Source organism: Paenirhizobium cremeum, assembly GCF_022884085.1.
GTDB classification, from domain to species: domain Bacteria; phylum Pseudomonadota; class Alphaproteobacteria; order Rhizobiales; family Rhizobiaceae; genus Allorhizobium; species Allorhizobium cremeum.
On record NZ_JAGGCS010000008.1, the window covers coordinates 210,071 to 235,944 of the forward strand.

19 protein-coding genes are annotated in these 25,874 nt (G+C 61.7%); 5 read left to right on the plus strand and 14 right to left on the minus strand.

Translation table 11 applies throughout. From position 1 onward, the window contains the following. Positions 1-84 precede the first annotated feature (84 nt). Positions 85-1,419 (plus strand): omega-aminotransferase AptA, encoded by a 1,335-nt coding sequence (gene aptA, locus J5N58_RS16115; RefSeq protein ID WP_244711621.1) that lies wholly within the window; start codon positions 85-87, stop codon positions 1,417-1,419. A gap of 92 nt (positions 1,420-1,511) precedes the next feature. Here aptA and J5N58_RS16120 read toward each other — a convergent pair whose 3' ends face one another. The 9 genes from J5N58_RS16120 to J5N58_RS16160 form a co-directional block, all read right to left on the minus strand. Continuing rightward, positions 1,512-1,859 carry a cupin domain-containing protein gene (locus tag J5N58_RS16120; RefSeq protein WP_112829851.1) on the minus strand — a complete coding sequence of 116 codons (348 nt, stop codon included), beginning with the start codon at positions 1,857-1,859 and terminating at the stop codon, positions 1,512-1,514. Positions 1,860-1,940: 81 nt separating this feature from the next. Next, complete coding sequence (locus tag J5N58_RS16125) at positions 1,941-3,266, minus strand: NAD(P)/FAD-dependent oxidoreductase (protein WP_244711623.1); 1,326 nt, start codon at positions 3,264-3,266, stop codon at positions 1,941-1,943. A gap of 9 nt (positions 3,267-3,275) precedes the next feature. Continuing rightward, entirely contained in the window at positions 3,276-4,166 is an 891-nt protein-coding gene (locus tag J5N58_RS16130) for an ABC transporter permease (protein ID WP_113339963.1), read from the minus strand. Between the two features lie 10 nt (positions 4,167-4,176). Further along, complete coding sequence (locus J5N58_RS16135) at positions 4,177-5,127, minus strand: ABC transporter permease (protein ID WP_113438690.1); 951 nt, start codon at positions 5,125-5,127, stop codon at positions 4,177-4,179. Positions 5,128-5,234: 107 nt separating this feature from the next. Continuing rightward, on the minus strand, positions 5,235-6,899 hold the full coding sequence (locus tag J5N58_RS16140) for a peptide ABC transporter substrate-binding protein (protein ID WP_113444253.1): 1,665 nt from the start codon (positions 6,897-6,899) through the stop codon (positions 5,235-5,237). A gap of 145 nt (positions 6,900-7,044) precedes the next feature. Next, positions 7,045-8,376 carry an NAD(P)/FAD-dependent oxidoreductase gene (locus J5N58_RS16145; RefSeq protein ID WP_112829856.1) on the minus strand — a complete coding sequence of 444 codons (1,332 nt, stop codon included), beginning with the start codon at positions 8,374-8,376 and terminating at the stop codon, positions 7,045-7,047. A gap of 1 nt (position 8,377) precedes the next feature. Further along, entirely contained in the window at positions 8,378-9,097 is a 720-nt protein-coding gene (locus tag J5N58_RS16150; protein ID WP_113438688.1) for an SDR family NAD(P)-dependent oxidoreductase, read from the minus strand. Next, positions 9,094-9,582 (minus strand): MarR family transcriptional regulator, encoded by a 489-nt coding sequence (locus tag J5N58_RS16155; RefSeq protein ID WP_112829858.1) that lies wholly within the window; start codon positions 9,580-9,582, stop codon positions 9,094-9,096. The genes J5N58_RS16150 and J5N58_RS16155 overlap by 4 nt, the downstream gene beginning before the upstream one ends. A 321-nt stretch (positions 9,583-9,903) precedes the next feature. Continuing rightward, the gene (locus tag J5N58_RS16160; protein ID WP_113425596.1) at positions 9,904-11,550 is read right to left on the minus strand and encodes an ABC transporter ATP-binding protein; all 1,647 of its coding nucleotides are present in this window, start codon (positions 11,548-11,550) and stop codon (positions 9,904-9,906) included. A gap of 408 nt (positions 11,551-11,958) precedes the next feature. Here J5N58_RS16160 and cysP point away from each other — a divergent pair, with 408 nt between their 5' ends. The 4 genes from cysP (at position 11,959) to J5N58_RS16180 (ending at position 15,781) form a co-directional block, all read left to right on the plus strand. After that, positions 11,959-12,960 (plus strand): thiosulfate ABC transporter substrate-binding protein CysP, encoded by a 1,002-nt coding sequence (gene cysP, locus J5N58_RS16165; RefSeq protein ID WP_113466086.1) that lies wholly within the window; start codon positions 11,959-11,961, stop codon positions 12,958-12,960. Between the two features lie 71 nt (positions 12,961-13,031). Next, a complete protein-coding gene (gene cysT, locus J5N58_RS16170) occupies positions 13,032-13,853 on the plus strand; it encodes a sulfate ABC transporter permease subunit CysT (protein ID WP_112829860.1) in 822 nt (273 codons plus the stop codon). A 3-nt stretch (positions 13,854-13,856) separates the two neighbouring features. Further along, positions 13,857-14,741, plus strand: a complete 885-nt coding sequence (gene cysW, locus J5N58_RS16175; RefSeq protein ID WP_113466085.1) for a sulfate ABC transporter permease subunit CysW — start codon at positions 13,857-13,859, stop codon at positions 14,739-14,741. Further along, complete coding sequence (locus J5N58_RS16180; protein WP_113444256.1) at positions 14,738-15,781, plus strand: sulfate/molybdate ABC transporter ATP-binding protein; 1,044 nt, start codon at positions 14,738-14,740, stop codon at positions 15,779-15,781. The genes cysW and J5N58_RS16180 overlap by 4 nt, the downstream gene beginning before the upstream one ends. Before the next feature lie 139 nt (positions 15,782-15,920). Here the strand turns inward: J5N58_RS16180 and J5N58_RS16185 are convergent, their stop codons facing one another. The 5 genes from J5N58_RS16185 to J5N58_RS16205 form a co-directional block, all read right to left on the minus strand. Further along, a complete protein-coding gene (locus tag J5N58_RS16185) occupies positions 15,921-16,865 on the minus strand; it encodes a sugar kinase (RefSeq protein ID WP_244711627.1) in 945 nt (314 codons plus the stop codon). A 43-nt stretch (positions 16,866-16,908) separates the two neighbouring features. Then, on the minus strand, positions 16,909-17,418 hold the full coding sequence (locus J5N58_RS16190; protein WP_112829864.1) for an RES family NAD+ phosphorylase: 510 nt from the start codon (positions 17,416-17,418) through the stop codon (positions 16,909-16,911). Between the two features lie 2 nt (positions 17,419-17,420). Further along, positions 17,421-17,771: an MbcA/ParS/Xre antitoxin family protein gene (locus tag J5N58_RS16195; RefSeq protein WP_113339952.1), complete on the minus strand. Its 351-nt coding sequence runs from the start codon at positions 17,769-17,771 to the stop codon at positions 17,421-17,423. Positions 17,772-17,888: 117 nt separating this feature from the next. Further along, positions 17,889-18,635 carry a fumarylacetoacetate hydrolase family protein gene (locus J5N58_RS16200; protein ID WP_244711629.1) on the minus strand — a complete coding sequence of 249 codons (747 nt, stop codon included), beginning with the start codon at positions 18,633-18,635 and terminating at the stop codon, positions 17,889-17,891. A 151-nt stretch (positions 18,636-18,786) separates the two neighbouring features. Beyond that, positions 18,787-25,698, minus strand: coding sequence for a hypothetical protein (locus J5N58_RS16205; protein WP_244711631.1), 6,912 nt, complete (start codon positions 25,696-25,698; stop codon positions 18,787-18,789). Between the last annotated feature and the right edge of the window lie 176 nt (positions 25,699-25,874).

Here is a 25,874-nt window from a genome sequence, read left to right on the forward strand (position 1 = left end):
ATCAATGGCTTAAAAATATCAAGAAAAGGACTTGTTCGGTTGGAGAAAATCGCTGAACTCAGGGTATCTTAAAGGAGATCTCGCATGGACCACCGAAGCAAATCCAACGCCCCCGTCCTCGACAATTTCTGGATGCCCTTTACCGCCAACCGTCAGTTCAAGGCCACACCCCGGCTGCTGGCAGAGGCGGAGGGCATGTACTATACCGATATCGACGGCAACAAGGTGCTCGACGGCACCGCCGGCCTGTGGTGCTGCAATGCCGGCCATGGCCGCAAGAAGATCGTCGAGGCCGTTGAACGGCAGCTCCGGACCCTGGATTTCGCGCCGACCTTCCAGATGGGGCATCCGGTCGCCTTCGATTTCGCAGCCAAGCTTGCAGCCAATGCACCGGGCGGTGCCGCCGCCGGGCTCGACCGCGTGTTCTTCACTGGTTCCGGCTCCGAATCCGTCGATACCGCGCTGAAGATCGCCATTGCCTATCAGCGCGCAATCGGCCAGGGCACGCGCACCCGCGTCATCGGTCGCGAAAAGGGGTATCATGGCGTAGGCTTCGGCGGCATCTCGGTCGGCGGGCTCGTCAACAACCGCCGCATGTTCCCGCAGATCCCCGCCGACCATATGCGCCACACGTTGGACATCGAGCGCAATGGCTTTTCAAAGGGGCTCCCGGAACACGGCGTCGAGCTGGCGGAGGACCTGGAGCGGCTGGTCGCACTGCACGGCGCGGAAACGATCGCCGCCGTTATCGTTGAGCCCATGTCCGGTTCGGCTGGTGTCATCCTGCCGCCAAAGGGTTATCTGGAACGTGTGCGTGCCATTGCCGACAAATACGGTATCCTCTTGATCTTCGACGAAGTCATTACCGGCTTCGGCCGACTCGGCACCCCGTTCGCGACCGACTACTTCGGCGTGACGCCCGATCTCGTCACCACGGCAAAGGGCATCACCAACGGTACGATCCCGATGGGCGCGGTGTTCGCCAGCCGCAAGGTTTACGACGGCCTGATGGTTGGTCCGGAAAACGCCATCGAACTTTTCCATGGCTACACCTATTCCGGTCACCCCGTCGCCTGCGCCGCAGGTCTCGCAACCATGGAAATCTACGAGGAAGAGGGACTGCTGACACGGGCCGCAGGCCTTGCGGACTATTGGCAGGAGGCGCTGCATTCGCTGAAAGGCCTGCCCCATGTGATCGATATCCGCAACATCGGGCTCGTCGGCGCGATCGAGTTGGCCCCTCGTGACGGGGCTCCGGGCATCCGCGCTTACGATGTCTTCGTCGATTGCTTCCGGAAAGGTACCCTGATCCGCGTCACGGGCGATATCATCGCACTGTCTCCGCCCCTTATCGTCGAGAAGGACCAGATCGACAGGATCGTTTCGACGCTTGCCGATGCGCTGAAGCGCGCTGCCTGACAGAAAATGGCGGAATTCCTCGCCGTTTCGACGGTGAAGATATGATTGTTAAATACGGCCGGTGTGAAACACCGGCCGTTCCCGCTGGTATGTCAGGGTTTCGGCACGACGGTCGCGAGCTTGCGGAAGGTCGACAGGATCTCCAGCCGGCTGGCGACGCCCTTGGCGACGCGCACGATGGAGCCGGGACCGATCTTCACGGGTTCCGAGCCTTCCTGCGAATAAAGCGCCTCGCCTTCGACCACGACGAAGGTTTCCTCAAGATCACGGCCCGGATAGCTGTATGTACCGGGTTCGGCCTTCCAGACGGCGACGATGGTGCCATTCTCGATATCATCCTGCCAGATGGATCGCCTGTACGAGCCGCTGTCACGGCCATCCGCCGGCAGTCCTGGAGTCAGGTCAATGTCATCGGAAATATTGAAAATCGGCATGTTCATGGTTGGTCCCCTTGTTTGACGTTGATGAGCGCCACGGGCTGAGCCCAGCGGCCATGGTTGTCATGATGCGATGAAAGACGCTCAGGCGTGCGGCGGCAGCGGCGCGCCTGAAAGCCTGGCTGCGATATTGTCCCTGATCCGGTAGTAGCGCAGAGTCAGGGCCGGGCCGAAGCTCATGTAGAAGGGTGCTTCCGTCAGGGGTTCGAGTTTCAGGGCCAGTTCGTTTTCCGGCTTGCCGAGCGCCCATTCCGACAGGATGGAGCCGAGCATGGAACCGGTCGGAACCCCACGTCCGGAAAGACCGGTCAGCGCCACCACACCGGGGGCGATGGAATAGAAGCGGGGTACGGTGCGGTACTGCATATCGAGTTCGCCGAACCAGAAGTATTCCCAGCGGATCTCGCCCTTGATCTGCGGATGCAGCCATTTCAGCCGGTCGCTCATGACCTGCCGTGTATAGGCCATGTCGCGGCCGCGCCGACCCATCGGGAACATCGAGGCGACGATGCGTCCCTCGGCATTGTATTTGTAGACGTAGATGTCGCCGCGTCCGTCGTGGATCGTCGTGTTTTTCGGCAGGACGGTGCGGCGCGTTTCCTCGTCCAACGGCTGGGTCGCCGCAACGAAAACCCTCTGGATCTTGAAGGTGCGGTCGAGCTTCGGCCATCCGCCCACGGTGTAGGCGCCGGTGGAGAAGATCACCTTGTCAGCGATCACTTCCCCGTTGTCCGTCTTCACGGACCAACCGCCAGTCGGACTGCGGTCGCAGGCGATGACCGCCGAGCCAGTATGGATGATGCCGCCTTCCTGAATGACGGCGCGGACAAGACCGCGCGCATAGCCGAGCGGATTGAGATGCCCGCCTTCCTCGTGCAGCCAGCCCCCGTGAAAACGTGGACTGCCGGTCATGGCTTCCACCTCGTCCCGGTCGAGAAAACGGGTGCGGGCGCCAACGGCATTGTAGGTTTCGACCTTCTTGTCGAGCCCTGCCAGCGCCCCCTTGTAGGGCGCGCCCATGACATAGCCGTTCTGTACCCATTCGCAATCGATCTGGTAGTCGCGGATCATGCTGGAAACACGGTCGTTTGCCCGCGTCTGGCGCTCGATCAGCCGTTCTGCCCAAGGTTCGCCCAACATCCTGCGCAGTTCGGGCAGGCTGTAATGGGTGAAGGTGGGGGTGCAGTGGCCGGCATTGCGGCCGGAGCCGCCGAAGCCGGCTTCTGCCCGCTCCAGCAGCACGACCTTGACGCCGGCCCGGGCAAGCTCGAGGGCGGTCGTCAGGCCTGTATAGCCGGCTCCGACAATGCAGACATCCGCCTGTACTCTGCCTTCCAGCGGTTCGGTTTTCGGCGCGGTGGCAGCCGTCGCATACCACAGCGTCACGTCGAAGGGAGAAAATGCGGCCATCGGAACACCTCAGTTCAGGTCGCTGCGGGCGTCGAGGGCATCGCGTAGCCCGTCGCCGATGAAGTTGAAGCTGGTTACCGCAAGCGTGATGGCGATGCCGGGAACGATGGCGAGCCACGGGGCGCTGTCGAGATATTGCTGGGCGCCATTCAGCATGTTGCCCCAGCTCGGCAAGGGTGGCTGTATTCCGTAGCCGAGGAAGCTGACATAGGCCTCGAGCAGGATGGCGCGGGCAACGGTCAGCGTCGCGGCGACGATGATCGGGCCAATGGCATTGGGCAGCAGTTCGCGGAACATGATCCAGGCGTTGGAAAGGCCGAGCATGCGGGCGGCGAGCACGAAGTCGCGTTCGCGCAGCGAGCGGACCTCCGCCTCCACCAGACGGGCGATTTCCATCCAGCTCGTCACGGCGATGATGACGGTTATCATGAAGGGGCTCGGCTTGATGAATGCCGCAAGCGCGAGCAGCAGGAAAATGCTGGGGAAGGAGAGGAAGGCATCGACGAGACGCATCAGTATGGCGCCGAGACGACCGCCGTAATATCCCGCGATGATTCCGATCACCGTTCCGAGTGCCGTGGACAGCACCATGGCGAAGAAGCCGACCAGCAACGAGATGCGACCGGCATTGAAGAGCCGCGCGGCAAGGTCGCGTCCGAGAGGATCGGTACCGAAGATGTGGTAGCCGGTGAACGGCGGTGCGAAGCGGGCCCGGAGGTCGATATAGAGTTCGTCATAGGGCAGAAGATAGGGACCGGCCACGCAGGCGATGACAAGCACGGTAATCATCACGAGGCCGACGACGGCCAGCTTGTGGCGAGCGAAGCGGCGGACGGTGCGGTTGTTCCACCAGCGGGAACGCGGTGCAAGGTCCGGGGAGGGAAGCGTCGTTGCGGACATGATGCGGCTCCTATCCGAGGCGGATGCGCGGATCGACAAAGGCGACCAGCAGGTCGGCGATCAGGCTGCCGAGCAGAACGAGAATGGCGGAAAACATCAGGAGCCCCATCACGACCGGGTAGTCGTGGTAGCCGAGGCTGTCGAGGAACAGGCGTCCCATGCCGGGCCAAGTGAACACGGTTTCGGTGACCAGTGCGCCGCCGAGAATGGTCGGAAGCTGCAGTCCGGCGAGTGTAATCATCGGAAGCAGGGCATTGCCGACCACATGCTTCATCAGCACCCTGTTGGGTTTCAGCCCCTTAGCACGGGCCGTCCGCACGAAGTCCTGGTTGATGACATCCAGGGTGGCCGTCCGCATGTAACGGCTCCACACCGCGATGTTGACCAGCGCCAGCACAAGGCTCGGCATCACGAGATGGATCGCGTAGTCATAGAACGAACCATCGCCGATCGTGTACATGTTGCCGGCGGGCAGCCATTTGAGCTTCAGCGAGAAGACGTAGATGGCGACGAGGCCGAACCAGAAGGTCGGGATCGAAAGGGCGATCATCGCACCGACGGTTGCCGCATAGTCGAAGACCGAATAGCGACTGGTTGCGCCCTTTATGCCGATCCATGTGCCGATCAGGACCGAGATCAGCGTCGAGGATAGCATCAGAAGCAGGGTGGCGAACAGGTGGCCGGAGATGATCTCCAGGACCGGTCTCTGGTCGCGGTAGGATTTGCCCCAATCGCCCTGCAGCAGTCTCCAGATCCAGTCAAGATACTGAATGGGCAAGGGACGGTCGAGACCCATCTGATGGGCGATGCGGTCGAGCGCCTCGCGGGTCATGCCGGGGGTCAGCGCATATTGCGACAAGGGCCCGCCGGGGGCGAGGTTGAGGATGGCAAATCCGATGACCGAGACGAGCAGCAAGAGCACAAGGCTCTGCCACAGCCGCTGAAGAAGGTAGGATAGCATGTGCGGGCTCCGGGATCACTGAGGGACACGTCAGGCCGGCCGCCTGTCGCACGGCCGGTCGAGGTTCCTTGGCCGGAGCCGATGCGGCGCCGGCCGGGTCTTCAGCTTCAGGCCCAGCGCCAGGTCGCGACGTTCCAGGTGTCGATGCGAACGTTGACGTTGGGGACGACGTTCTCGACGCCCTGCTTGTGGCCGCGAACCGTCGCATACTGGAAGAGCGGCAGGAACGGCAGTTCCTTGCGCATGATTTCCTGGATCTTCAGATAGACCGCCTTGCGTTCCTCCGGCACGAAGATCTCGCCGCCCTTGGTCAGCAAGTCGTCCACTTCCGTATTGGCAAACTGCCAGGTGTTCTGGCCGGCGCCACCCTTGGCAGGGCTCGAATTGGAGCGGAAGTAATCGGAGGTATCCGGGTCCGATCCGGTCAGGAAGTCGAGGCCGACGATGACGGTGTCGAATTTTGACAGCATCCAGTAATCGCCCCACATGACGGCTGGCGGCAGGTTGGAGATGGTCATCTCGACGCCGAGGTCCTTGAAAGACTGCTGCATATATTGCTGCACCTGTTCGCGGATATGGTTGCCGGCGGTCGTGGAGCAGGTGAAGGAGAGCTTCACGCCGTCCTTTGCGCGGATGCCGTCGGCACCGGGAGCCCAGCCGGCATCATCGAGAAGCTTCTTGGCCTTCTCGATATCGTATTCGTGTTTCGGCAGGTCCGGGTTGAAATAGAAGGACTGCTGCGGCACGTAGCTTTCGGTCGGCGAGGGCAGGCCATAATAGAGCGCGTCGATGATCGATTGCTTGTCGATGGCGTGGTAGAGCGCCTCGCGCACGGCTGGATCCTTGAACTGCGGACGTTCCATGTTGAAGGTGAAGGATTCGATCGTCGACCCCGGCACGACGTTGACGTTCTTGCCTTCCAGCCCCTTCGCCTCGTCGTAATGATCGGGGGTGATCCACTGCAGGCCGACGACGTCGATATCTCCGGTCTTGAACTGGGTGTACATGACGTTGAGGTCGGGAACGTATTTGTAGATCAGCTTCTCGACATAGGGGCCTTCGCCGAAATAGTCGGAATTGGCTTCAAGCAGGATATGGTCGCCGGCGACGCGCTCGGACCATTTGAACGGACCGGTGCCGACGGGGGCGTTGTTGAAGGCGGCAGTGTTCTTGTCGGCTTCCGCGCCAAGAATGTGCTTCGGCGTGATGAAGGTCGAAGCGAGAATAGACGGATAGGGTGCGAACGGCTTTTCCATGCGCCACGTGATCTCGGTCGGCGACACGACGGTCAGGTCGCGCACCAGTTCGTGGCCGGTCTTGCGCCAGCTGCGGAAGTTGGGATCGACCAAGAGCTCGATGGTGAACTTGACGTCCTCGGCGGTGAACGGCTTGCCGTCGTGCCATTTGACGTCGTCGCGCAGCTTGACCTTCCAGTTCAGACCGTCGGCGGAAATGCCGCCATTCTCGACGGTCGGCACCTCGGCCGCCAGGGCGGCAACGAATTTGCCCTCGGGATCTACGAAAAACAGCGTGTCGAAAATGCTGAAGTGGATACCCTCATCCACCTCGATGTGCGGCATATGCGGGTTGAAGACGGTCGGCTCCTGCGAGAAGCCGACGGTGAGCTGGCCCTTGATGGTTTTCGGCTGAGCGGCGAGCGCCTTGCCCATGCCAGGCATGCCGGAAAGAACGAGCCCCGAGGCTCCCAGAGCCATCAGGCCAAGCGCCTGCCGGCGGGTCGGTTTCATGAACGGGTTGTTGTGGTCAGACATGTCAGTTCCCCTTGTTGTTGGATATGATGAAACGTCAGTTTGCATTTCTGCGCCGCCTCTCCGGGCAGTTTTCGCAGCAAGGCGGCGAACCGTTCTTCACCGCCTGTTCCGGTGCCGCCGGCATTCCGGCCGGCGGCAAAACCAGTCAGAAACCGCTGATCAGCTCGATCTTCGATCCATCGGAAAAGCGGTTGAAACGGAAGTTCTCGCGCTCGACGAGCGGCGGACGGCCGGTCACGATGTCGGCCATCAGTCGACCGGCCCCGGGGCCGATGCCGAAGCCGTGACCGGAAAAGCCGGTCGCGACATGGAAGCCGGGAATGGCGTCGATCGCGTCGATCACGGGGATGGCGTCGGGCGTGACATCGATCATGCCCGCCCAGCGCTGCGCGATTTCCGCCTTTTCGAAGACAGGGAAGGCCTTCTTCAGTTTGGCGAGCGCGCTGTCGGTCATCGCTTTCGAGGGGATCGGATCGAGGACGCGGTTGTACTCGAAGGGAGAGGGTTCATCGAGCGCCCAATGGCGGGGCATGCGGAACTCGTCATAGAACCTGCCGCCGAAGCGGAAGCGGAGCGAACGCCACTCGTGCCCCAGCGCCGGCAGGAATTTCGTCGCGTAGCGGAAGGAGGCGGGTACGATGTCAACGATGTTCTGGAAACCGTCGGCAATGGTGTAGCCGCCGTCGAGCCGCTTGCGAATGGCAAAGCCATTCGACCACAAGGCCTCTTCCGGGCCGCCTTCGAGCGGTTTCGTGCGCAGCACGGAGTTCATGACCTTCAGCTGCGGAAGATCGAGGCCATTATTGCCGAGGAAGAGGCTCGACCACGCGCCACCTGCGAGAACCACGGCCTTGCATGCGATCTCCCCGCGCTCTGTCACGACTCCGGAAACCCTGCCGGCGGAGAGCTGCAGGCCGCGTACCGCGCATTCGGTCAGGATATGGGCGCCCCTGTCACGGGCAGCTTCCGCGATCGCCGGCGCGGCCCGTTGGGGCTCCGCGCGGCAATCGCCGGCGGTGTAGAGCGCGCCGGCGATGTTCATGTTGGAGTCGGGGTATTTCGCTTTGAACTCCGCTGCGCTCAGCATGCGGGACTCGATCTGGTAGCCTTCAAGGTTGCGGTTCCAGCGTTCGTGCTCATCGAACTGCTTGTCGTCGGCGCAGGTGAAGACGATGCCGGATCGTTTGAAACCGGTCTCACGGGCGGTGCGCCGGTTGAGGTCGGCCCAGATACGAAGGGATTCCGCCATCAGCGGTACTTCGCGGGGGTCGCGGCGGGAGATGCGCACCCAGCCCCAGTTACGACTGGATTGCTCGTGGCCGATCCCGCCCTTTTCGCAAAGCGCGACGCGAAGACCGCTATCGACAAGTTCCAGTGCTGTGGAGGTTCCGATGATCCCGCCGCCGATCACGACGACGTCCACCTCTTTCGGCAGTTCCTCGTCGCCATGGACGGGAACGACATATGGACCGGGCATTTCAGAAAAACTCCTCAAGCTGACAATTGATGGCGAACTCGGCGACGGAGGCCTCGTTCGGAAGGGAAACGAGCAATGCGACGATGCGGGCGAGGTCGTCTGGCTGGGTCAACTGTTCGGCTGGCCGGTCGGTCAGGCCGGCAGCCATGTCGGTTGCGACGAAACCGGGGCAGACGGCGGTGGCGCGTACACCCTTGTCGAAACCGGCCTGCCGGATCGCATGGGAAAGTGCCACAGCCGCGAATTTGGAGACGGAATAGCTGCCCGATCCCGCCGACTTGACGCGTTTGCCGGAAAGCGATGCGAGAATGATGACGCGTCCCTGGCCGCTTTCGCAGAGCGGTTCCCATGCGGCCTTTGCAAGACGGCGCGGCGCCTTGACGTTGACAGCGAGCATCGCGTCGATGTCTTCGTCTTCCGCTTCAATCACCGTCTTGGGGATCATGATGCCGGCATTGGCGACGATGGCATCGACCCGTCCGAAATGGCGGAGGGCATCCGCGACCCAGCGCGCTTCGGCGCCGGGGTCATTTGCATCGTATTGTGCAAGATGCACGGAATTCGCCTGGTCTCCCGAGCTGGCCCAGTAGGGTATTGTCGGCTTGCGCATCCCGAGCGATACCGCCCAACCCTGTCGGAACAGTTCCGCGGCGATGTGATCGCCTATGCCCCTGCTCGCTCCTGAAATCAGCGCAACGCGCCGTCCGGTTTTGATGGTCATTCCGCAAGCCCTACAATCCGGCGATATGCCCGCCGCAGGATGTCCATGAGTTGTCGTTGCTCGTCTTCAGGGATGAAGTCGAAAAATTCGCGCGACTGCTTGGGGACGAGTTCGCGGACTTTAACGGCCAGGGCAGCGCCGGCCGCCGTGATGTAAAGCTCCTGAGCGCGGCTGTCTTCGGGGGAGGTTTCGCGCCGTAGCAGATTGTGCGCTTCCATCTGGTCGATGATGCGTCCCATTGCGGAGCGGTCCTTCATCGTCAGGTGGGCGATGACGGAGGGGCGGATGCCAGGATGGCTGTCGACGAGAAGTAGCGTTGTGATCTTGCCGGTGCCTTTGGCGACGTCGAGACCTTCGAGACATTCGTCGAGATCCCGGGATACTGCGAGATTGATTGCCCGGATGTAGAAGCTCAGCGTGTCCTTAAGGACGTCGAGATCGACCTCCTCGACGGTCGTTGGCGGTTTTGCTGGTATTTTCGGCATTCTGTTCCTGTCTCTTGCGGACATGAAGAACCGCCGGCGGCCTGCGGTATCTGCAGCCTGCCCATGCTGTCCGGCATTCATGTCGTGTGTCGTCGTGGCGGTAGGAAAGGACAAATGGTGGATGAATGCAACTATATTGTTGTCCTGATAAGAAATTTTTTCTCTTTTCCGGAAAGTTTTTGAGGCAACAACCAACACTCCGGATTCCCTGGGGTCCGGTCGGTTTTTCCCATGTTTTTTGCTTCGGCCGTAACGCACCCGCCGCCCGTTAGGAGAACGGGCAGGCGGGTCGTTTAAGGCGAATCTCCTTGAGGAAGCCCGTCAGGCTTCCGCGGCCCTTGCCGCTGGTTCCCAGTCCGCGCCGGGAATGGCTGAAACCAGCCGCTGCGTATATTCGTGCTCGGGTGCCCGGAATATCTTGGAGGGCGGACCGTGTTCAACCACGCTTCCCTTGTACATCACGATCACGTCGTCGCAGATCTGGCTTGCCACACGCAGGTCGTGGGTAATGAAGATCATTGCGACCTTCATTTCCTTCTGCACGCGGGCCAGCAATTCGAGGATCTGTGCCTGGATGGAGACGTCGAGGGCCGAGACGGCCTCGTCCGCGACAAGCAGGACAGGATCGAACATTAATGCGCGTGCAATGCCGATCCTCTGGCGCTGTCCGCCGGAAAACTCATGTGGAAAGCGGTCGTAGGCCGCTTCGTCGAGACCGACCAGCTTCAGCAGGCGGAAGGCCTTGGTCTTCGCTTCATGGACGGCAAGGCCGTGGGCAACCGGCCCGACCGTCAGGATCCTGCCGATCGTGTGGCGCGGATTGAGCGACGCAAACGGGTCCTGAAAGATCATCTGGATATAGGGCCGGAGCAGGCGAAAACTTTCTTCGGGCATGTTTGCCACATCCCGGCCGTCGAAGAGGATTCGCCCCGCATCGGGTTCCAGGAGTTTCAAAAGGACGCGGCCAAGCGAAGACTTGCCCGAACCGCTTTCGCCGACGACACCGAGGGTCTGGCCTTTGTGAATGACGAAGCTGACATCGTTGACCGCTTTCACCACACGGCCCTTGCTGAGAAATGAACCGGTCGTGCGGTATTCCTTCTGCAGGTTTTCCACCTGAAGTACCACGGGTGCGTCCTCGACTGCGGATCGGTCGTCGCCGCGCATGCGCGGCACTGCGGCCACGAGGCGCTGGGTGTAGGGATGCGACGGGCGGGTCAATACGTCTTCGGCCTTGCCCTGCTCGACCAGTATCCCCTTTTCCATCACCACGACGCGGTCGGCGATCTCCGCGACCACCCCGAAGTCGTGGGTGATGAACATCACGCTCATATTCTTCCGCTTTTGGATCTTGCGGATGAGTTCCAGAATCTGTGCCTGTGTGGTGACGTCGAGCGCGGTCGTCGGTTCGTCGGCGATCAGGACATCGGGATCGAGCGCCAGCGCCATGGCGATCATGACGCGCTGCCGCTGGCCGCCGGAGAGGCGGAAGGGATATTGCAGGCGCATGAGCGCGGGGTCGGGAAGGCCGACCTCCTCCAGCAGTTCGAGCACCCTGGCGGTTCGGCTTTCCGGAGTGCCGACGCCATGGGCCGCCATAACCTCGGCGATCTGGTCGCCGACGGTCATCAACGGGTTCAGCGCCGAGAGCGGGTCCTGGAAGATGATCGAGACAGCCTGCCCGCGCAGCGGCCTGATTTTCTCCTCGGGAGTGGAGACGATGTCCATGCCCTTGAAGAGGATTTGTCCGCCCGTCACTTTGATCGACGGCGCGAGCAAGCCCATGATGGCGTTGGCGGTTACAGATTTGCCGGAGCCGGATTCGCCGATGATGCAAAGAATTTCACCGGCATTGAGATCGAATGAGATGTCCTGGACTGCATGGGCGCGTTCCATCTTGGGAGGTAGGCTGACTGTCAGATGACGCACCGATAGCACCACGTTGGGAGGCATGGAGGCTTGCGACATGGGTTCCCCTTGTTTTCTGGCTTCGTCGCTGATTGTGCCGCGCGGCCTTTTGACCGTCGTCGGCCACAAAATAGTGGATCGTATCCACTATTTTGTCCAGAGAGTTTGGAAAGGGCGTTTTGGTTTCTTCCGTAGAGAAAGATCGTAAGCGGGCACGGGGCGCCGCATGGGAGCAATATAGTTGCAAACCGCGTTACGGCTGAACGTTCCGCCCGCAAGGACTGAGGCCGGTTCCATCATCCTTTCCCAGACCATCGGGAAGGCATCCGAAAATCTCTGCCTTCACTCTCCCGAACCGCGGAAAATCATTCCCGTTTGCCTGCCATGCCGAGGCAATCTCGCCTCGTTCGGTCATCCCTTGACCTATATGTTTGTTTCAGCATCAACATTTCTATCGGGATTTACTGGATGAAGCGCATTTTTTCGCTTTCGATCGTTGTGGCGGCGGTACTCGCAGGCGCTTCGGTCGGTCGGGCCGAGGACAAGATCCTCAACGCCTCCTACGACATTTCGCGTGAGCTGTTCGCGGCTGTGAACCAGGCTTTCGTTCCGAAGTACAAGGCCGATACCGGCAAGGATGTAACGGTCGATCAATCCCACGCAGGCTCGTCGAAACAGGCGCGCTCCATTCTCGAGGGACTTGAGGCGGACGTCGTCACTTTCAACCAGGTGATCGACGTCGAGACGCTTGCCAAGGGCGGGTTCGTTTCGGCCGATTGGCAGAAGAATTTTCCCAATAACGCCTCGCCCTATTATTCCTTCCCGTCCTTCCTCGTCAGGGCCGGCAATCCGAAGAACATCATGAACTGGGACGACCTTGTCCGGGACGACGTCAAGGTGATCTTCCCGAACCCGAAGACCTCCGGCAATGCGCGCTACACCTATCTGGCGGCGACCGCATTTGCCAAGAAAGCCTATGGTGGCGACGAAGCCAAGGTGAAGGCGTTCGTTACCAAGCTCTTCGACAACGTTCCGGTCTTCGATACGGGCGGACGTGCCGCGACGACGACTTTCGTGGAGCGCAATGTCGGCGACGTGCTCGTGACATTCGAGGCCGAGACGCGCGGCATCGTTAAGGAATTCGGCAAGGACAAGCTGGAAACCGTAACGCCGCCCACCAGCCTTCTGGCGGAGTTTCCGGTCGCGATCGTCGACAAGGTTGCCGATGCCCGTGGCACGCGCGACCTCGCCAAGGCCTATCTGGACTTTCTTTACACACCGGAAGGGCAGCGTATTCTCGCTCAGAATGGCAACCGTGTGAACGACCCTGCCGTCAGCGCCGAGTTCAAGAATCAGTTCCCGGCCGTGGAACTCCAGAAGGTCGAGGACGTATTCGGTTCCTGGAGTGACATCCAGAAAACGCATTTCGCCTCGGGCGGGCTGCTGGACGAGCTTTACGGTCAACGTTAAGAACAAGCGCGGTTATCTGCCGGCCCGACGGCTTCGGCTGTCGGGCGATTTATGTTTGAAGAGGTTGCCGTTTGAAACGCCGTGTCCTGCCCGGATTTTCGCTCTCGCTCGGCGTGACCGTTTTCTATGTCGCGCTGATCGTCGTCCTGCCGCTGACGGCGCTCGTATTCAAGGCCGCAAGCCTCGGGCCCGCCGATTACTGGTCGATCATTTCCTCCGCGCGGGCCGTCGCGAGCTATCGCGTCACCGTTCTTTGCGCCTTGGCGGCCACCGTTTTCAATCTGTTCTTCGGGCTGGCGCTGGCGTGGGTCTTGTCGCGCTACCGGTTTCCCGGTCGACGCCTTGTCGATGCCGTCGTCGACCTGCCGTTCGCCTTGCCGACGGCGGTCGCGGGTATTTCTCTGACGACCCTCTTTGCGCCGGGCGGCCTGTTCGGTCGTTTTCTCGATCCGCTCGGCATCCAGGTCGCCTACACGCCGCTCGGCATCATGATTGCCATGGCGTTCACCAGCCTTCCTTTCATCGTCCGTACCGTTCAGCCCGTTCTTGAAGAGATCGATCCTGCGCTGGAAGAGGCCGCCCAGTCGCTCGGTGGCTCGGATCGCGAAGTCTTCACCCGCGTTATCCTGCCGTTGCTGAAACCCGCGCTGCTCGCGGGTGTCTCTCTGGCCTTCGCCCGCAGTCTCGGCGAATTCGGTGCGATCATTTTCATCGCGGGCAACCAGCCATTCGAGACGGAGATCACGGCTCTGCTCATCTTCATCCGCCTCGAGGAGTATGACTATCAGGCGGCCGCGGCCATCGCCTCCGTGCTCCTCATCACTGCCTTCGCCATGCTTGCCGTCACGAACGCATTGCAAAATCGCGCATTGCGCTACACGGAGCGGAGTTGAGCCATGCAAAACGCGAACGGACGCGCGCCGCGCGTCGGGGACACACCGCTGGTCCGCCGCAGTCTGATCGGTGGGGTCCTCCTGATCGGAGCATTGTTCATCCTTGCGCCTCTCGTGGTCATCGGCATCGAGGCTTTTTCGAAGGGAGCGGATGTCTATTGGGCGGCGGTCAGCCATCCCGATACGCGCAGCGCCATTCTGATGACCGTCCTGACGGCCCTCGTCGCAGTGCCGTTGAATACGGTCTTCGGGATTTGCGCCGCGTGGGCGATCACCAAGTTCGATTTTCCCCTGCGCCGTCTCCTGATCGTCGTTATAGAGATTCCGTTCTCGATTTCGCCGATTGTCGCGGGTGTTTCCTATCTGTTCGTCTACGGTCTTCAGGGGCTGTTCGGCCCTCTTCTCCAGGACGCCGGGATAAAGGTGCTCTTCGCCTTGCCGGGCATCGTGCTGGCTTCGATGTTCGTCACGGCTCCCTTCGTGGCACGCGAACTCATTCCTCTCATGCAGGCGCAGGGCAGGGATCTCGAGGAAGCGGCCACATCGCTCGGCGCATCGGGGTTGCGGACGTTCCTGAAGGTGACACTCCCCAACATCAAATGGGCGCTGCTTTACGGCATCGTGCTCTGCAATGCGCGCGTGGTCGGCGAATTCGGTGCCGTTTCCGTCGTCTCTGGCAATATCCGCGGCCAGACCAATACGCTGCCGCTTCATATCGAATTGCTCTACCACGACTACCAGACGGCGGGTGCCTTTGCTGCGGCCTCCATTCTTGCCGTCATCGCAATCTTTACCATTATCGCAAAGGTGCTGCTGGAACGCCGCGGCGCCGGGCGCAAGAGGCGGCCGGTCGCCGCCGCTGAAACCGCCGGGGAACAGACCGCATGAAAATTCGCCTCGACAACGTCGTAAAGACATTCGACACGTTTCGCGCCGTCCACGGCGTTTCCCTCGATATCGCCAGCGGAGAGCTGGTTGCCCTGCTGGGGCCATCCGGTTCCGGAAAGACTACCATCCTGCGCATGGTCGCCGGCCTTGAATTCGCAGATGGCGGCCAGATCTATTTCGGAGACCAGGATGCAACCGAAATTCCCGTGCGCGAGCGCGGAGTGGGGTTTGTCTTTCAGCACTACGCTCTCTTCCCGCATATGACCGTCGCCGAAAACATCGCCTTCGGCATGACGACTGCACGCGCCGTCAAACGGAGCCGGGAGGAGATCGACGCTCGGGTGAAGGAGCTTCTGGGGCTTGTGCGCCTTGAAGGGCTGGGCGGCCGCTTCCCGGGCCAGATTTCGGGTGGCCAGCGCCAGCGGGTCGCTCTGGCCCGTGCGCTGGCCGTCGATCCAAAGGTGCTGCTTCTCGATGAACCCTTCGGTGCACTCGATGCGAAGGTGCGCCGGGACCTGCGCCGATGGCTGCGGGAGATCCACGACCAGCTCGGCATCACCACGCTTTTCGTCACCCACGATCAGGAAGAGGCGCTGGATCTTGCTGATCGCGTTGTCATTCTGAATGAAGGAAAAATCGTCCAGGCGGCCAGCCCTTCGGAAATTTGCCGCAATCCGGGCTCGGCTTTCGTCATGCGCTTCCTGGGAGACACGAATGTCCTGCGGACGGAAGTCGTCGGCGGACGTGCTCGTCTGGGCAAGGGGCAGATCGAGGCGGATGGCCTGGCGGACGGACCGGCTGAGGTGTTTTTCCGTCCTACCGAGGCCGAATGGTCGGTCAACGGGGAGGGGGATATCGCCGTAACGGTAAACCGGGTCATGGATCGTCCCGGAGAACGCAACCTCCTTGTCACGGCAGAGTCCGGCGAGAGCTTCGAGATCCGGGTGCCTTCAACGACTGAAGTCGTATCAGGGGCTTCCGGATCGATCGGCATTCGCAACTACCGGATTTTTTCCCTGAACGCGCGCTCCGCAGCGTAAGCTATCGACTACATAACCTCACCCACGAAGTACCGGTGCTATTCTATGGTGCGGGCCATGCAGCCACGACCTTCGCCGGGCTTGTTGCAAAGTCAGGATCAGCGCGCAGTTTGCCCCTAAACTGTGGGGCACTTCGCGGTCAGGCCGATGGCGGAACAACTGTCTCGCCTGTCGCTGCAAGGAGTGCATTCCGCGGGACGAGCGCGCCGTGATGTCCGATGACGGCGGCGGCGATCCGGGCTGCGGCGTGGGCTGCCGTCCGGGCGTCGCCGTCCTGAATGTAGTGGGCGAGAAAGGTGCCGTTGAAGCTGTCGCCGGCGCTTGTGGTGTCGACGATCTTTTCGACCCGGGCGGCAGGGATGAACTCCACGGGTTTACCCGCAAAGCCAAGAGTGATCCCGTTCGCGCCGTCCTTGACCACCACGCCGTCGGCGCCAAGCGCCCTGTATCGGGCAATCGTCGCTTCCGGATCGGCGTCGCCGAAATGTGTGGCTTCGTCGTCGAAGCTCGGCATGACGAGGTTCGCGGCTGAAGCCCCTTCGGTGACGGTTTCCAGCATGGCGGTCTTGTCCTGCCAGAGATGGGGACGGATGTTCGGATCGAAGACCACGGTCTTGCCCTCCGCCCTTGCTGCCCGAAGCTCAGAGATCAGGGTACCGGCGGCATTGAGGCTCAATATTGCGAGCGTGATGCCCGAGAAGAAGAGCACATCCGATTGTTCAATCGCGGCCCGCAGATGGTTCGGATCGTCCGCAAGGGTCTTCGCCGCGGATGCCGAGCGCCAATAGGAGAAGCTGCGTTCGCCATTATCGAGATGGATCATGTAGAGGCCGGGCGTGCGGCCGGTGACGCGCCTTATAAAAGCGGTCTCGACACCGGTGCCTTCAATGAAGGACAGCATCTCCTCGGATATCTTGTCCGTTCCGACGGCGCTCAGATAGCTGACCACCCAGTCATCGGGGGCCTCGAGACGGGCGTAATAGGCGGTGTTGAAGGTATCCCCCGCATATCCCTTGCTCAGAAGCCCTCCCTCCGCTTGGCGGAGTTCCACCATGCATTCGCCGATCGATAGCATTCGCTTCATATTGCCGTCCTGTCGTATTTAGCTGTCCGCTTGGCCGTGCCTTCTATGGCAACCGGGAGAGCCTGTGTTCGTCATCGATAAGGTTCAGCCTGGAAGGTGCCTTATCGCCCCATTGCCACAGGACCAGATTGAAATCGTCGTCCGTTGCGCCTGGCGCGAAGCTGCGGACCAGCAGGGCATGATAGCCTGCGGCCGTCGCCTGCCTGGCGAATGCCTGCGTTCTTGCCTCGCCATGGGCTTTCATTTCGTCACGCCAGGTTGAAGCAGCCAAGGCCGCGGCATCCATTCCGAATGCCGCCAGTTCCGAGGCCTCGCGGCCGTCCAGAACCCTGTCGATCTCGGCGTCATAGGAAACGAGCGTGGTCGGCTGGAGATTGCCGACCTGGTTCGCTTCCCGCAATGCTGTCATGATGGAGAGCGATGCGTAGAGCGCCTGCATGCCTTTTGGATTGAAGCGTCCACCATAGAGTTCCGCGCCGCGGCCTGACAGCGGTTCGCGGGCGTAGATCGGGTTGAGGGCGCGATAGAGCTTGCCGCTAAAGGATAACGGCATGGTCAGGCGTGAACGCCGGCATCGATCGCGTCGATATAGTCGAGTACGTCCTCGGCCCTGCCATTGCGCACAAGCTGCATGGCGGTCTGGCCGGAAAAACCAGGCAGAGGTTCGGAACGATACCAGGCATACGCCATCAGGGCGGAGCCGAAGCGCGGCTCGACCTTGTTGAGGATCTCGACCATCTCGCGAAGACGACGCTGCGTCCTGTCCGAACGCACACGATCCTTGCGCTGAACAGCATCCCTGCCCAGCCCTACGGTGCGGGCAACTTCCTCGCTTGTCGTCCGTAGCGTGTCGGCGATCTTCCGTGGTGCGAACATCCCGTTATCCGAATACTGTGCCAGCCCCATGATATCGATCTCGACAGAATAAGCCTCTAATTTTGACGCAATATAGCGTCAAGAAAAGAGTTGTTCAATAGTCGGGAAAAAATGGTGGGATTTCGTCGGAACGACGCGACCATTCGTTTACGCCGCGAAATCCGCCGTCAGGCGGTGGGTGGCGTCGAGCACGATGGTCAGTGCGGCGGCCCTGGCAAGAGGGACGGCGCCACAAAGACTGCCGGTCGTGATGATTTCTCCCGCAGCAAGCGAATTTTCCGGCCGGTCCGTCCGATTGGCCCAATCCGCGAGCCATGCAAGCACATCGCCTGCCGGATGTCTGGCTGCATCGGCAAAGATCACTTCGTCGCCCAGGGTGATTTCGAGTGGTGTGCCCGCCACTGCGTCAAGAGCGGAAAGCGGCAGCGTCGGCCCGAGCAGATAACCGGCATTGCCGAGACGATCGGCGAGGAAGAGCAGGTAGGGCGATTTGCTGCCCTCGACGAGGCGGCTGTCCAGGACCTCCAGGCCGAGATGGACGCTGTCGACCGCTTTGACGATTTCATCCCGACTGTAACCCTCCGTGCGGGGCGGCAATGCGGTGGAGAGTCGTATGGCGATCTCCGCTTCGATGGCGACGCCCGCCCGCCATGGGAAGGTCGCAGCATCGGCGATATGGAGCGGAAGCAATCGTCCCGTTACGGCAATGCCGTCAGGAGAACGGGCGACCTTGTAGCCCCCGGGTTCCGCCGGCGCATCCGCCGTGGTTATCGCCTGGACGGCAAAGGCCTCGGCGATCGTCGAAGGTGCAGGAAGACTGTCGGCAGGCATGCGCGCCTTGGCCTGTTTCAGCGCAGCAGCAAGAGCGGTCGGATCGAAGGAAATGGGGGACATGGTCATCATCCGGAATTGAAGAGGGATATCAGGTAGCCCTTGAAGGCGGTGCTGTCGAGCCGTGCTGCATCAGCTTGTAGCGCCGCATCCCATTTTGCCGCTTCAATCTGGGTACCCAGGCAGGGCGAACCCTGCCTGGGATCTGACGTAGTTACGTCGTGAGATAGGCCGAAATGACCGCTGCAATCTGGTCCGAGTTCAGATCTCCCATGTGGGAGCCCATGAGTGCGTCCAGCTGAGCATCCGACAGGCCCGCAATGTCTTCGGTGGAGAGACCTGCGAGGCTGGTCGAACTGAAGGCTGCGATGTCTTCGGTGGAGAAGGTGGCGAGATCTTCCATCTCCAGTGCCGCGACCTGTCCCGAAGTGAGGGCGCCGACCTGGCTCGAAGTCAACGCCTCGGCCTGCGCCGTCGACAGCGCTGCGATGACCCCGGTGCTCAGCCCCGAGATGGCCTGAGAGTTGAGGGCGGCGATTTCGCTGGTGGACAAGAGGGCGATATCGTCGGTGCCGAGGGCCGCCGCCTGCAATGCCGTCAGGGCGGAAAGCTGCGTCATGGAGAGCGAATCAATTTGGTCGGTGCTCATCGCAGCCACCTGATTATAGCCCAGCGAAGCTATCTGGCTTGTCGTCAGAACGGCGATCTGGCTTGTGGAGAGGCCGGCAATAATCGCGGTCGACAGACCCTTGATGGCTGACGAACTGATAACGGCAAGCTCCGCGGTCGAAAAAGTCTCCATGTCTTCAGTGGAAAGACCTGCAAGGCCGTCGGAACTCAGGGCGGCAATCTGATCGGTGGAGAGGGATTCAAGCTGCTCCGCACTGAGGGCTGCGACCTGCTCGCTGCTCAGGCCATGAATGCCGGCGGTGCCAAGCGAGGCGATATCGTTCGTGGACAGCGCCGCGATGATGGCCGTCGAGAGCCCCTTGATCGCCGAGGAACTGATCGCTGCGAGTTCCGCGGTCGAGAAGCTTTCGAAATCCTCAAGCGTAAGGCCTGCAAGAGCATCCGAACCGAGGGCGGCGATCTGCGTCGGCGAGAGGGCATCCACCTGTTCCGCGCTCAGCGCCGCGACCTGGGCGCTCGTCAGGCCGGCGATGCCTGCCGCGCTGATGGCAGCGATCTGGCTTGCGGAGAGCGATGCGATGTCGTCCGTGTCCAGCGCCGCGATCTGCTTCGAGCCGAGAGCCGCTATCTGCGCGGTCGACAAGGCTTCGATCTGCTCGGAGCTCAGCACGCTGATTTGGCTGGTGGAGAGCCCGGCAATGCCGGCCGCGCTCAGGGCAGCGATCTGGTCCGGCGTAAAGGCGGCGATGGCCGCCGTCGACAGACCGGACATGGCGGCCGAGCTGATCGCGGCAATGTCGGCGGTCGAGAACATGTCGAGATCATCGGTACCGAGAGCTGCGATCTGTTTCGAGTTCAGTGCGGCGACCTGCGTGGTGGACAGGGCCTCGACCTGTTCCGGGCTGAGGGCAACGATCTGGCTCGTCGAGAGCCCGGCAATGCCGGCTGCACTCAGGGCCGCGATCTGAGTGTTGGAGAGCGCGGCAATCGTGCTTGTCGAGAGGCCGGCAATCGCACTCGAGCTGATCGCCGCGATATCTGCGGTCGAGAACATGTCCAAGTCGTCCACGCTCAGCGCGGCAATCTGGGTCGAGCTCAGCGCGGCAACCTGTGTCGAGGACAGGGCTTCGACCTGCTCAGGACTGAGCGCTTCCATCTGGCCGATGGAAAGCCCGGCGATGCCGGCCGTGCTGAGTGCCGCGATCTGGCTTGTGGAAAGCGATGCAATTCCATCCGTGCCAAGAGCCGCGACCTGTTTCGACGTCAGGGCCGCAAGCTGTGCGGTCGTGAGGGCGTCGATCTGCTCCGGGCTGAGGGCGGCGATCTGGCTGCTGGAGAGGCCGGAAATGCCTGCGGCGCTCAGCGCCTCCACCTGATCGGCCGAGAGCGAGGCCAGAAGGTCCGTCGACAATCCGACGATGGCGCTGGAACTGATGGCTGCAATCTCGGCGGTCGTGAACGTGTCCAGATCATCCGTGCCGAGCGCGGCAATCTGGGTCGAACTCAGCACCGCGATCTGGGTTGCGGTCAGCGCTTCAACCTGTTCCGCGCTGAGGGCAGCGATGTCGTCGGTACTAAGACCCTTGATGCCGGCAGTACTCAGCGCCGCTACCTGCTTGGTGGAGAGCGCCGCGATATCATCGGTCCCCAGCGCCGCGATTTGCTTGGAACTCAGCGCTGCTATCTGCGTGGTCGACAGGGCCTTGAGCTGCTCAAGGCTCAGCGTTTCGATCTGGGAGGTAGAGAGCGCCGCGATGCTCGTCGCACTCAGCGCTTCCACCTGATCGGTCGAGAGCGATCCCAGGAGGGTGGCAGACAAGCCGGCAATTGCGCTCGAGCTGATCGCCGCGATATCTGCGGTCGAGAACGTCTCGATGTCGTCCGTGCCGAGGGCCGCGATCTGTGCCGAGCTCAAAGCCGAAACCTGAAGGGACGTCAGGGCCTCGACCTGATCGGTGCTCAGAGCCGCGATCTGATCACTGGAGAGGCCCGCGATACCGGTTGTGCTCAGAGCCGCGATCTGGTCCGTCGAAAGGGCCGCCAGCAAGGCGGTGGAAAGTCCGAAGATCGTGCTGGAAGCCAGCGCCGCGATGTCCTTGGTGGAGAACATGGCGATATCGTCGGTTCCAAGCGCTGCAATCTGCGTCGAGCTGAGAACGGCGACCTGCGTGCTTGTCAGGGCCTCGACCTGCTCGGCGCTCAAGGCCGCGATGTCGTCGGTGCCCAGGGCCTTGATGCCGGCCGTGTTCAGCGCGGCGATCTGGTCGGTGGAGAGGGCGGCAATGTCGTCGGTGGAGAGGGCGGCAACCTGCCGGGAGGTCAGCGCATTCACCTGCGCAGTTGACAGGGCGTGGATCTGCCCGGTGTTCAGCGCGTTGATCTGATCCGTCGAAAGGCCGGCGATGCTGGCCGCGCTGAAGGCGGAAAGCTGGTCGCTCGACAGGCTCGCTATAAGGTCCGTCGACAATCCGGCGATCCCGCTGGAACTGATTGCGGCGATGTCCCTGGTCGAGAAGGTCGCGATATCGTCCGTGCCGAGGGCGGCGATCTGGGCGGAACTCAGCGCGCCGATCTGCGCGGTGGAGAGGGCATCGACCTGCGCGGTGCTCAGAGCGTTGATCTGGCTCGTGGAAAGGCCAGCTACACCGGCAGTGCCGAGAGCCGCAATCTGTGCCGTGGAAAGGGCCGCAATTTCCTCCGTGCTGAAGATCGCGACCTGTCTGGAGGCGAGCGCCGCGATCTGGGCTGTGCTCATCGCCTTGATCTGATCGCTGTTCAGGGCCTCGATCTGCTTGGTCGTAAGGCCTGCCACACTGGCTGTGCTCAGGACGGCGATCTGTTCGGTCGAAAGAGATGCCAGAACAGCGGTGGACAAGCCTGCGATCGCGTTGGCACTGATGGCTGCAATGTCGGCGGTCGAGAAGGTTGCGATGTCTTCTGAACCGAGCGCTGCAAGCTGGGCGGAGCTGAGGGCGCTGACCTGTGCGGAACTGAGCGCTTCGGCCTGACCGGTGGCCAGGGCTGCAATCTGCCTCGTGCTCAGAGCGGCGACGCCTGCGGTAGTCAGCGCATCGATCTGGTCGGTCGAAAGCGCCGCTATCGCACCGGTGGACAGTCCTATGATCGCGCTCGATCCAATCGCAGCGATGTCCTTGGTCGAGAAGGTGGCGATGTCTTCCGCTTCAAGGACGGCAAGCTGTGCCGAGCCGAAGGCGGCGACCTGCGCCGAGGTCAATGCCTCGACCTGCGCGGTGCTCATTGCCACGATCTGCTTGGTGGAAAGACCTGCGATGGCCGCTGTGCCGAGGGCCGCGATCTGGTCCGTCGAGAGCGCGGCGATCTCGTTGGTGCTCAGGGTCGCAAGCTGACCGGAGCTTAAGGCCGCAATCTGCTTGGTAGAAAGGCTGGCAATCTGTTCCTCGCTCAGGGCCTCGACCTGTTTGGTCGTCAGGCCTGAAATGCCGGCCGTGCTCAAGGCGTTGATCTGGCCGCTCGAAAGGGAGGCAAGGACCGCTGTCGACAACCCTGCTATCGCCGCGGATGTTATGGCCGCAATCTCGGCCGTCGAGAAGGTCAGGATATCGCCCGTGTCAAGCGCGGCGATCTGGTCGGAATTGAGAGCCGCAATCTGCTTGCTGGACAGTGCAGCCATCTGATCGCTGTTCAGGGCGTCGATCTGTCTGGTTGTGAGCCCGGCGATGCCGCCGGTGCCAAGCGCTGCAATCTGGTCGGTAGAAAGCGCTGCGATGTCATCCGTACCAAGGGCGGCAATCTGCGCCGAGTTGAGCGCGGCGATCTGCGCGGTTGTCAAGATGGCGATCTGTTCGGGTTCCAGGGCAGCGATCTGCCGCGTGCTCAGGCCCGAGATGCCGGCGGTCCCGAGGGCGGCCAGTTGTTCCGTGGTCAATGCGGTGACATTGCCGGTGTTCAGCGCCGCGACTTGCGCGGAACTCAGTGCGGCAAGCTGCTTGGTCGACAGAAGGGCGACCTGGTCCGAGCTGAGAGCGTCGATCTGGAGAGTGGTCAGGCCCTTGATGGCGGCCGTGCTCAGGGCTTCGATCTGTGTGCTGGAAAGAGCGGCGATGATGTTCGTCGACAAACCCGATATTGCGCTCGAGCTTATCGCGGCGATGTCCGCGGTGGAGAAGGTCGCGATATCGGCGGTCTCCAGCGCCGCCATCTGTGCGGAACTAAGAGCGGCCACCTGGACGGTCGAAAGCGCCTCGACCTGTGCGGTCGAAAGGGCGACGATCTGATCCGTGCTCAGGCCCTTGATCGCGTTGGCGCTCAAGGCCGCGATCTGTCGGGTGGTGAGAGCCTCGATGAGGTTTGCGGAAAGACCCGATACGGCGGTAGAGCTGATGGCTGCGATATCCGCGGTGGAGAAGGTCGCGAGGTCCTCGCTCGCCAGCGCTGCCAGTTGCACGGAACTCAGTGCGGCGACCTGGGCAGGCGACAGCGCTTCGGCCTGGGCGGTCGACAGGGCTTCGATCTGGTCGGTGCTCAGACCCGTCGCAGCCCTGGTGCTCAGCGCTGCAATCTGGCTGGTGGACAAGGCCGCGATACCGTCCGTGCCCATGGCCGCGACGTGCTTCGAGCTTAGAGTGGCGATCTGAGACGTCGTCATCGCGGCTATCTGTTCGGGGGACAGGGCGTCGATCTGGTCGGTCGTCAGGTTTGCGATTGTCGTCGTACTCAAGGCGGCAATCTGGGCGGCGGTGAGGGCCGCAAGCGCGTCGGTTGCCAGCCCCGCTATCGACTTGTAGCTGATTGCGGCGATTTCCGCGGCCGTGAAAGTCGCCAGATCGTCGGTGCCCAGTGCCGCGACTTGCAGCGAACTCAGCGCGGCCACCTGCGTTATGGTGAGCGCTTCGGCCTGCGCGGTGGAAAGGGCTGCGATCTGGTCCGTCGACAGGCTCGCAATGACGCTTGTGCTGAGCAGGGCAATCTGGTTGGTGGTAAGCGAGACAAGGACGTCCGTGGAGAGACCGGTTATCGCCTTGCTGGTGATGGCCGCGATCTCGGCAAGTGAGAACGTTGCGATATCGTCGGTCTCCAGCGCGGACAGCTGTAGCGAACCCATCGCCTTCACCTGCGTGACGGTCAGCGCCTCGACCTGTGCGCCGGAGAGGGCAGCAACCTGATCGGTTGTCAGGTTGGCAATCGTGCTCGTGCTCAGAGCAGCGATTTGCCTGGTGCTGAGCGCCGCGATGTCATCCGTGCCGAGGGCCTGCATCTGGGACGCCTTGAGGACGCTGATCTGCGTCGTCGTCATGGCGGTCAACTGGTCGACCGACAGTGCCTCGATTTGTGTCACCTTCAAATTGGCCACGGCGCTCGTGGTGAGCGAGGCGATCTGGCTGGAGGAGAGGGACGCAAGCACGTCGTTTGTCAGGCCCGATATCGCCCTGTTGCTGATTGCCGCGATATCGCCGGTCGAAAACGTCGCTAGGTCGTCCGCTTCCAGCATGGCGATCTGGGCCGAACTCAGGACTTTCACCTGAGCGGTGGAGAGGGCCTCGACCTGCGCGGTGGACAGGGCCTCCATATGGCCGGTGGTAAGGCCGGTAATGGCGCTCGTGCTCAGCGCCGCAATCTGGCTGGTCGAGAGGGAGGCGACCTGGCTCGCTGTCAGGCCCGACAAGGCCTTACTCGTGATGGCAGCGATATCTGCAGTCGAGAATGTCGCCAGATCCTCCGTCCCCAGGACGGCGATCTGGTCGGAGGTCAAAGTCTTCACCTGTGTGGTGGTAAGAGCCTCGACCTGCGCGGTGGAGAGAGTGTCGATCTGGTCTACAAAAAGCGCCGGGACCGCTTTCGTGCTCAATGCCGCAATCTGCGCGGTAGAAAGCGTGGCAATGTCATCGGTTCCCAAGGCCTGGACATGGGCGGCCTTGAGAACGCTGATCTGGGCGGTTGTCAGGGCGGCGACCTGTGCTGTGGACAGGGCCTCGATCTGGTCGGTCGTCAGGCTTGCCACTGCGCCCGTGCTCAAGGCTGCAATCTGACCTGTCGTAAGGGAGGCCAGCACGCCCGTTGCAAGGCCGGATATGGCGTTCTGGTTGATCGCCGCGATATCGGCGAGCGAGAATTTGGCGAGATCCTCCACGCCGAGAGCGGCAAGTTGAGACGCGGTGAGGGCTTTGACTTGCGATGAGGTGAGCGCCTCCGTCTGCACGGTGGTCAAGGCGTCGATCTGCGTGGTGGTGAGGGCTGCGACTTGGCCCGATGTCAGGCTCTCGACATCGTATTTGTCCAGAACGGCGAGTTGATCGAGGGTCAAGCCGACGATCGCGTTCTGCGAAATGGCGCTCAACTGCTGGGAGTTGAGGACATCGACGTCTTCCGTGTCCAAGGCTGCAATCTGTTCGGAGGAAAGCGCGCTCATCTGCCGCGTCGAAAGCAATGCCACGTCTTCCGTAGTCCAGGCGGCGACTGCAGCAGTTGAAAGAGACCTGATCTGACTGACGCTTAAGGAGGGAATAATCGAGGTCATGCGAGAAAGCCTTTGACGTTAGCCGATTGTCGAAATCAATAAAGTTTGCGAACAGTCGCCCCAACGGGGCAGCCCACCGGTATTGCCCGTTCGGCTTTCGGCTGAGGTCGCGGCCGGCCGAACAATGCACCACCTGGCAATGGGGATTATAGGCAACTGGCTTGCCTGAACCTGAA